This window comes from Kitasatospora sp. NPDC004272 (assembly GCF_053603035.1).
The window spans coordinates 81424-90126 of the sequence record NZ_JBSGET010000010.1; the positions used below are offsets into that span (position 1 = coordinate 81424).

Sequence of the window (8703 nt, forward strand, 5' to 3'; positions counted from 1 at the left end):
GAGCGGGCCGACCGGGAACGGGGACCGATCGAACGGTCCGTCAACGGCGCCGGGTGCCACTCCCCCGGCCGAACACCCGGCGGGTCAGCAGCCCGACCGCCGCCGCGATCAGCAGCGCCCCGCAGGCCAGCCCGCGCCACCCGGTGGCCGCCGCCCGGTGCGCCGCCGCCACCGCGTCCGGCGGCGGAGCGGCCGGCGTCCGCGACTGCGCGGCCGCCTCCGCCGGAGCCTCCGCCCCGGGCTCGGCGGCGGGCTCCGCCGCGACGTCGTCCGTCGCCGCGCCTTGCGCCGCAGCACCGTTCGCCGCGGCCGGAGCGGACGACCCCGCGACGGGTGACGGAGCGGCGGACAGCACCGTCGCGGCGGCCGAAGCCTTCCGGGTCGCCGTCGGCACCACCGGCGACGGCGTGCCGACCGGCGGCGTCGCGATCGGCGGGCTCGTGATGGGCGGGCGCGTGGTCGCGGGCGCCGACCGGGTCGGCGTGGCCGTCCCGGGCACCACCTGCCGCGCCGGCACCCCGGGCGGTGCCGGCTCCGGCGCGGCCCGCCCGTCCACCGGCTCGACCGCCGACGGCGGCTCCGGCGTCCCGGGTGCCTCCGGCGCGGGCGGCACCGCGGGCGACGGTGCGACCGGGGGCAACGGGCTCGGCACGTCGGCCGGCTGATCCCCCGTCGGAGCGGGCGCCACCGGCACCACGACCGGCAGCACCTCCGACGGCACCGGCAGCGTCAACGCGGGCTCGACCGAGGCGTCCGCGGCGGACGGCACGACCGAGGGGGACGGCGACCCACTCACCGACGCACCCGCCGACACCGACGCGGACGGCACGACCGAGGGAGACGGCGACGCACTCACCGACGCGGACGGCGCGGGTTCGGGCGTGGACCCGGGCACCGGGCTGACGGCCGCACCGCCCTGCCCACCCGCCGGCGGCACCACGACCGGCAGCAACTCCGGCGGCACCGGCACCGTCACCTCCGGCTCCACCGGAGACGGCGGCACCGGGGGCGCGACCGACGGAACGGGGCTCGCCGACGCACCGGAGGCCGAAGCGGACGCGGCCGCCGACGCGGACGGCGAAGCGGACACGCCCGGGCCCGGACTCGCGCTCCCGGCCGCCCCGCTCTGCCCACCCGTGGACGGCACCGGCACGGTCGCCGACGACTCCACCGAGGGGGCAGCGCTCGACGACGCCCCGGACGGGCTCGGGCTCGCGTCAGCACCCGCGCTCGGGCTGGGACTCGGCACACCGCCCTGGTCACCCGTCGGCGGCACCACGACCGGCAGCAACTCCGGCGGCACCGGCACCGTCACCTCCGGCTCCGCCGGGGACGGCGGGGACGGCGGCACCGACGGCACCTCGGGCACGGAAACCGACGCCGACCCGGACGGGCTCGGGCTCGCGTCAGCGCTCGCGCTCGCACTCGCACTCGCACTCGCCGTGCCACTCGCACTCGGGCCGGAACTCACCGTCGCGCTCGGGCTCGCGTCAGCACTCGGGCTCGGGCTCCCCCCGTCCGGTGTCGCGGCGGTGCGGACCGCCACCGGATCGCCCGGGGTGCCGTTGCCCGCGGGGTCGGTCGCGGTGGGGAGGAGGGTGAGGTCGCCGGTGGCGAGGTCGCGGGCGGGGGTGCAGGACCAGGTGCCGTCGGGGGCGGTGACGGCGCTGCAGACGGTGGTGCGTTCGTCGCCGTGGCCGGTCGCGGCGGTGACGGTGACGGTGGTGCCGGGTTCGGCGCGGCCGGAGAGCTTGGGGCGGGCGGTGTGCAGGAGTTCGCCGCTGCCGGGGGTGGTGAGCTGCGGGCGGTCGGGGGCGGTGGTGTCGACGGTGAGCGTGACCGTCTTGCCGTCCGAGCGGTTGCCCGCGCCGTCGTCGGCGTGCGGGGTGAGCCGGTAGCCGCCGTCGGCGAGGTTCTCGACCGGCAGGCAGGACCAGGTGCCGTCGGCGGCGACCGCGGTGGAGCAGAGTTCGCCGCCGCTCCGGTCGGGGGCGTCCGCGGTGACGGTGACGGTGGAGCCGGGTTCGCCGAGGCCGGTGAGCAGCAGGCCGGGGTCGTTGGTGTAGGCGGGCAGGGTGAGCACGGGGGCGGTGGGGGGCGTGGTCCTGACGGTCAGGCGGAACTCGTCGCCGCGCAGCACCATGCCGCTGCGGGTGGTCTCCACCGGGACGAGGGTGTGGGTGCCCTCGGCCAGGGCCTGGTCGGGGCGGCAGGTCCACGAGCCGTCGTTGCCGGCCTTGGCGGTGCACAGGGTGGTGCCGTTCTCCTGGACGGCGACGGCCGCTCCGGGGACCGCGCCGTCGCCGCGGAACTCGGGGCGGGTCTCCCGGGTGGTGCTGCCGGGAATGGGGAGGCCGACCTGGGGCTTGGCGGCGCCGATCGAGATGCCGGTCTTCTGGTCGACGACCTGCCCGGAGTCGGCGAAGCCGCCGGGGGCGACGAGTTGGGAGCCGTTGCGGGCCAGCCGCAGCCGGACCCAGGTGTCGCCGCTGGTGGCCCCGGCCGGGACCTGCCACTCCAGGGCGGCGCGGTCCGCCCCGGCGGGCACCTCGGCCTGGACCCGCTCCAGCGGGTCGAAGCGGCCGTTGTGGTCGAAGTCGATCCAGCCGGCCAGCACGGCGGGGGCGTCGCCGGCGTTCACCGGCACGTCCAGGTGGTAGTAGCGGCCGACGGCGGTCTCGGCGGGGAAGGACAGCGTCGGGTCGGCGCCCTGGTACTCGGCGCGGCCGGGCTGGAGCAGCGGCGGGGGCGGGCTGGCCCAGGGGCTGCGGCGGCTCTCGCCGCCGTCGACCTCCACGCTGGGGGCGACCGGGCCGGCGTCGGGGGACGGCGGCGGCGGGGCCGCGGGCGGGCCGGGCAGCAGCGGCTCCTCGACGGACTGGGCGAGGCCGGTGCGGGCCCGGGTCGCCGAGGTGGCGGCGTCCTGCCCGAGGAAGAGGTCGGACACCAGGTGGGAGACGTTCCCGTACGCCTGCGGGGCGCTGCCGAGGCCCTCGTCGAGGGTGACGGTGTACGCCTGGCGGGGCGGGGCGGGCGGGGTGGTGGAGCCGTTCTCGGCGGTGGAGCGCTGCTCGACGCGCAGCGACACGGTGGAGACGGTGCCGGCCAGTTCGAGGGTGCCGGAGCCGTCGGCCGGGCCGGCGGGGCCGCTGTCGGGGCCGGGGGCGAGTTCGCCGGAGCCGACCGTCCAGCCCTGCCAGCCGGTGCGGCCGACCAGGGCGGGGGCGGCGGGGCTGCCGCCGGTGACGGTCAGCCGGGTGCCGGTGGTGGTGCTGCCGTCCTTCGAAGTGGCGGTGCCCGCGAGGCCGCTGACGTGCAGTCGGGGATTGCGGACCGGGCGGGAGAAGGAGAGCTGGAGGGTGCCGAGGGTGTGCCAGGAGCCGTCGGCGCGGGGGCGGCGCTCGGCGGCCAGGAAGGTCTCGGCGGGGTCGCCGGGGCGGATGCCGTCGGTGTAGGGGCTGCCGCTGCCGCCGGGGAGGTCGGCGAGCTTGCCGGGGGCGGTGTCGACGCTCACGCCGGGGACGGCCGCGTAGTCGAACTGGACGGCGAGGCCGGAGGGCAGCACGGCGCGCCGCTCGGCGGACCAGGCGTCCGGGGTCTGCTGGGCGGCGGTCGGCGGGGCGAGGGCGCCGGTGAGCAGGCCGGTGGCGATCAGGACGGCGGTGCGGCGGCCGATGCCGGGCCGCGGCCGTTCACCGTCGGCCGGGCGGGCGTCGGGGGCCGGGGCCCGGTGGGGGGACTGTCGGCACATCCGGCTCTCCTCTCGGTGTCGTCGGCCGCCGGAATCGCGGTCCGACCGCCATGCACCCGAATGCTCATGACGATCCGACAAAAGGGAATCACGATCTGGTTTCGGTCATACCGCGACACCTGGTCATTTCATCCGACACCACCCGATTGGTGGCCACTCGGTCGCAGCATCGGGATACCCACCCGACTCACCGTCAACTCCCATGAAAAGGCATCAATCGGACGCTACTGCCCAGTTGTTGACCACCGGTCACGCTTCCCTGTTCGGATTGATGGGTTTATCAGTAGAGTCGGCGGGCGTGACGATCGATCCCACTCTCATCAAGACCAGCTTCGCCGCCGTCGAGCCGCACGGCAGCGAGGTCACCGCCTACTTCTACGCGCACCTGTTCGAGCACCACCCGGACGTGCGCAAGCTCTTCGCCGAGCACATGAACGAGCAGCAGGACCGCCTCTGGGCCGCCATCGGCACCCTGGTCAACAGGCTCGACGACACCGACACCGTGGTGAACGTGCTCCAGGGCCTCGGCCGCCGGCACGTCGGCTACGGCGCCCTCCCCGAGCACTTCCCGGCCGTCGGCGCCAGCCTGCTCGCCTCCCTCGCGCACTTCGCGGGCGACGCCTGGACCCCGGAGATCGAGGCCTCGTGGACGGCGCTCTACGGCGTCATCACGGATGTCATGAGCGCGGCAATGGCCGAAGAGACCACGGGCTGAGAGCCCCCCGGTGCCCTTCGACCCCGCGGTCATCCGCGCCAGCTTCGCCGTCGTCGAGCGCCGCGCCGATCAGCTGACCAAGTTCTTCTACGCCCACCTGTTCACCAACAACCCCGGTGTCGAAGAGCTCTTCCCGGCCAGGCTCGCCGAACAGCGCGACCGCCTGTTCGCCGCGCTCACCCAGCTCGTGGTGCGGCTGGAGGAGCCGGAGAAGCTCACCGGCTACCTGGCGGCACTCGGGCGCGACCACCGGAAGTTCCAGGCCGCGCCCGAGCACTACCCCGCCGTCGGCGCCAGTCTGATCGCCGCGCTCAAGCACTTCTCCGGCCACTACTGGACCCCCGAGATCGAGAAGGCCTGGCTGGAGGCGTACACCGTCATCTCGCAGGCCATGATCGACGCCGCCGCGGCCGTCCCCGAGTCCACCCCGCGCTGGTGGGACGCCGAGGTCGTCGGCCACCGCCGCGCCGCCCCCGACCTCGCGGTGCTCACCCTGCGGCCCGACCGGCCGTACCCGTACACCGCGGGCCAGTACCTGACGGTCTGCTCCGACCGTCGCCCGCAGGTCTGGCGGCCCTACTCCGTCGCCTGCGCCCCGCGTCCCGACCACACCCTGGAACTGCACGTCCGCCGGGTCCCCGACGGGCTGCTGTCCACCGCGCTGGTTGACGAGGTCCGGCGCGGCGAGCGCGTCCGGCTCGGGCCGCCGCTCGGCGAGGCGGTGCTCGACCCGCACTCCGAGCGGCCGCTGCTGATGGTCGCCGCCGGCACCGGCTGGGCCCCGGTCAAGGCCCTGCTGGAACGGCTCGCCCAGGACGGCGGACGGCCCGCCACGGTCTTCGTCGCCGCCCGCGGGGACGAGGACCAGTACGACCTGGACGCCGTGCACGACCTGGTCAAGGAGCACGCCTGGCTGCACGCCGTGCTCTCCGCGCCCGAGCGCGGCGCCTCCCGCAGCGAGGCCGCCCGGCTGCTGCGCGAGGGCCTGGCCGGGTACGGGGACTGCTCCGGCCACGACGTCCACCTGGCCGGGCCGCCCGACCTGGTCCCCGCCGTCCGCGCCCAACTCCTGCAGCAGGGCGCCGAGTCCGAGCACGTCCGGCACGACCCCGTCACGGCCAGCTTCAACCGCAGCCGCCCGCTCACCCCCGCGGAGTGGTTCCTGGAGGAACGCGACGTGCCCTGGATCAACCGGACCGAACTCGGCTGACGCCGGCCCTGCCGCCCCCCGACCACCACAACGGGGGGCGGCAGGGCCGGCGACACCCGCTCCGGCTGCCCGGGAACGACGAAGGCCCCGGGCGGGAACCCGGGGCCTTCGGCTGGTGCGCTCAGCAGGATTCGAACCTGCAACCTCTTGATCCGTAGTCAAGTGCTCTATCCGTTGAGCTATGAGCGCTCGGACGGCCCCTTGCGGAACCGCGAGCGGAGTTTGGTGCGCTCAGCAGGATTCGAACCTGCAACCTCTTGATCCGTAGTCAAGTGCTCTATCCGTTGAGCTATGAGCGCTCGCCCCGGCGGACTGGCCTCCTGGGCGGTGCGGGGACAACATTACATGACCGTCGACCTGGGGCGAAATCGATTGCCACCGGCCCCGTCCGGCCCCGTCAAGGGCACCGCCGGGGGAAGCCCGGGTGAACATTCGGCCGAACGTCCGGCGGCCGCCCCGGCCCCGGACCGGCCGCCCCGGACAACGCAGGAGCCCCGCCGGTCAGTGACCGACGGGGCTCCCGGTGAGCGGAGGCGGAGGGATTTGAACCCTCGATGGGCGGTAAAACCCAAACCGCATTAGCAGTGCGGCGCCATAGACCGGACTAGGCGACGCCTCCAACACCCGGACCGCGACCGGTACTCCGGCTGCGTTCCGTGCGACTGCGATGATGCCACAGCCAACGGCCCCGGCACCAACCACCACAACGATACTGGCCGGGTCGTCCACGGCGCAAAGAAGAATGAGATACTTCCCTCTCCGAGGAGAGCCAGAGCCGCCCGTCGCAGCGGCGGCCCGAAGCCGTGAGGAGACCTGTCGACGTGAGCAGCAGGCCGACCCGAGGCGCTGCTCGCCTCGCCGCGATACTCGATGCACTGCCCGAACCGCTGCTGCTGGTGAACAGCAACGGCACCGTGGTCGACGTCAACAAGGCCGCCGTGGAGAGCCTGCAGGCACCCGGCACCTCGTTGGTCGGCATGGGCGTGCTGGACCTGCTGCCGGAGTTCGACCCCAGTCGGATCCCGGGTTCAATGCGGCCCCCCGCGAGCGAGACCGAGAGCCTTGACCGACCGGTCCGAATGACCGCCCGCCGCACCGACGGCACCGCCTTCACCGTCGAGGTGTCCGGCAACGACTTCACCGACGAGGGCGGCGGGGAGGCGCACGGCTTCCTGTCCTTCAGCACCAACGACCGGGACCTGCTGCTGCTCCTGGTCCGCGACATGTCGGACCGGCTCGGCGTGGAGTCCGAACTCCGCCGCCAGCACAAGCAGACCGAGATGATCCTGCGGGCCGCCGCCGAGGGCGTCCTCGGCGTCGACCTGGAGGGCCGCGTGGTGCTGGTCAACCCGGCCGCCGCGCACATCCTGGACTTCCGGGCCAGCGAGCTCGGCGGCCGCGAGCTGCACCCGCTGATCCAGCACTCGCAGCCCGACGGCAGCCCGCTGGCCGCCGAGAGCTCCGCGCTGGTGGACACCCTGCACTCCGGCCGCAAGCACCGGATCCGCAACACCGTGCTGTGGCGCAAGGACGGCCGCCCGGTCACCGTCGACCTGACCACCGCCCCGGTCCGGGACGGCGAGCAGCTGGTCGGCGCGGTGATGACCTTCACCGACCGCACCCACGAACTCGCCCTCGCCGCCCGCAACGAGCACCTCACCGCCGTCCTGGAGTCCGAACTCGGCGGGGCGCTCACCGCGCTGCACGGCCGGATCGACGCGCTCGCCGCCGACCCGGCCGGCCAGCTGTGGCCCGAGGCCAACTGGACGCTGCGCCGGCTCGCCGACGAGTGCCGCCGGTTCGGGAAGCTGATCGACGGCGTGCTGGAGCACCAGCGCTTCGAGGACGCCGCCGACCGCGGCAAGGCGTCCCTGGAACGCGAGCGGATCGGCCTGGACGAGGTCGTGCAGCTCGCCGTCGACCGCGCCGGGGAACTGGTCGGGCCCGGCCGGGTCCGCTACTCGGTGCACGCCGCCGCCGTGAAGGTGCTCGCCGACCGCGAGCGGCTCGCCCGGGCACTCGCCCACCTGGTCGCCGACGTCAGCGGCGTCACGCCCGCCCCCGAGCCCGCCCGGGCCGAGGGCGAGGCCGCCCCCGCCGGGGTGCCGTTCGCCGGGCCCGCGCCGGCCGGCGAGCAGCCCCCGATGGTGGTGCTGGCCGCCGCCCGGCGCGGCGACGTGGCCCGGGTCGAGGTGCGCGGCCCCGCCCGCAGCTCCAGCAGCGTCCACCTGCCGATCGCCCGCGCCGCGGTCGAGCGGCACGGCGGCGTGCTGCAGCGCCACGACCTGCCCGCCGGGGCCGGCGCCACCTACGTGGTGGAACTGCCGCTCGACCCCGACGGCGACGCGTCCGGCGGGCCGGACAAGCAGCAGCACGTCCCCAAGGACTCCGACACCGCGATGATCCCGGACCTGCCGGGACAGGCCGCGCCGGTCGAACCGCGGCCCGCCGACGACGCCCCGGCGGCGGACCCGGCGGGGCAGGCCGCCGAGGCGCGCGCCGACGACACCCAGGGCTCCGGCCGACGCCGGGCCCGGACCGCCGACGCCCCGGAGGCGCCGCAGCCCGAGCAGGCCCCGCGCGGGCCGATCGCGCTCGGCCCGGGCCCGGACGACACCTCCGGCGGCGGCGTCGCCACCGCCGGTGCCGCCGCCGACCAGGCCGAGGGCGCCGAGGGCGGCCCCCGCTCCGGTCGGCGGGCCCGCCGGGCCGCCGCGCAGGCCGCGTCCGGCGACGGCTCCGGGGCGCTGCACATCCCCGGCGTGCCCGACCCCGGGACACCGGTCTACCCCGGCCTGGAGAACTCGCTGGCGGTCTCGACGCCGGAGCCGGTCACCCCGACCGCCCAGCCCACCGGGCGCCGGCGGCGGCTCGCGCTGCCCGCCGACCTGGCGGAGAGCGCCGAGGAGGTCACGGCGGTCCTGCCGCCCGTCCCCGCCGCCGACCCCGCACCGCCCGCCGAACCGCCCGCCGCACCGCCCGTCGGGGCGGCGCAGTCCGCCGCGCTGGAGGTCGCCCGGCCCGCCG

General features: G+C 75.9%; 4 protein-coding genes and 3 tRNA genes. 3 read left to right on the forward strand and 4 right to left on the reverse strand.

Annotated features, from left to right (window positions below):
• Positions 1–40: 40 nt before the first annotated feature.
• Positions 41–3751: an Ig-like domain-containing protein gene (locus ACWEO5_RS05740; RefSeq protein WP_452160462.1), complete on the reverse strand. Its 3711-nt coding sequence runs from the start codon at positions 3749–3751 to the stop codon at positions 41–43.
• A 298-nt stretch (positions 3752–4049) separates the two neighbouring features.
• Here ACWEO5_RS05740 and ACWEO5_RS05745 point away from each other — a divergent pair, with 298 nt between their 5' ends.
• On the forward strand, positions 4050–4466 hold the full coding sequence (locus ACWEO5_RS05745) for a globin family protein (RefSeq protein WP_344549658.1): 417 nt from the start codon (positions 4050–4052) through the stop codon (positions 4464–4466).
• A gap of 10 nt (positions 4467–4476) precedes the next feature.
• Entirely contained in the window at positions 4477–5676 is a 1200-nt protein-coding gene (locus tag ACWEO5_RS05750) for a globin domain-containing protein (RefSeq protein ID WP_452160464.1), read from the forward strand.
• Positions 5677–5789: 113 nt separating this feature from the next.
• Here ACWEO5_RS05750 and ACWEO5_RS05755 read toward each other — a convergent pair.
• The 3 genes from ACWEO5_RS05755 to ACWEO5_RS05765 form a co-directional block, all read right to left on the reverse strand.
• A tRNA-Arg gene (locus ACWEO5_RS05755) sits at positions 5790–5865 on the reverse strand.
• 34 nt (positions 5866–5899) lie between these two features.
• Positions 5900–5975, reverse strand: a tRNA-Arg gene (locus ACWEO5_RS05760).
• Between the two features lie 229 nt (positions 5976–6204).
• Positions 6205–6295, reverse strand: a tRNA-Ser gene (locus ACWEO5_RS05765).
• A 202-nt stretch (positions 6296–6497) separates the two neighbouring features.
• On the opposite strand from ACWEO5_RS05765, the gene ACWEO5_RS05770 reads away from it, so the two are divergent.
• A partial coding sequence (locus ACWEO5_RS05770) for a PAS domain-containing protein (RefSeq protein ID WP_452160467.1) occupies positions 6498–8703 on the forward strand: 2206 nt, incomplete at its 3' end.

Excerpts from the sequence above, each read along its gene's own strand:
- ACWEO5_RS05740 (WP_452160462.1), bottom strand. The coding sequence starts at position 3,751 with ATGTGCCGACAGTCCCCCCACCGGGCCCCGGCCCCCGACGCCCGCCCG.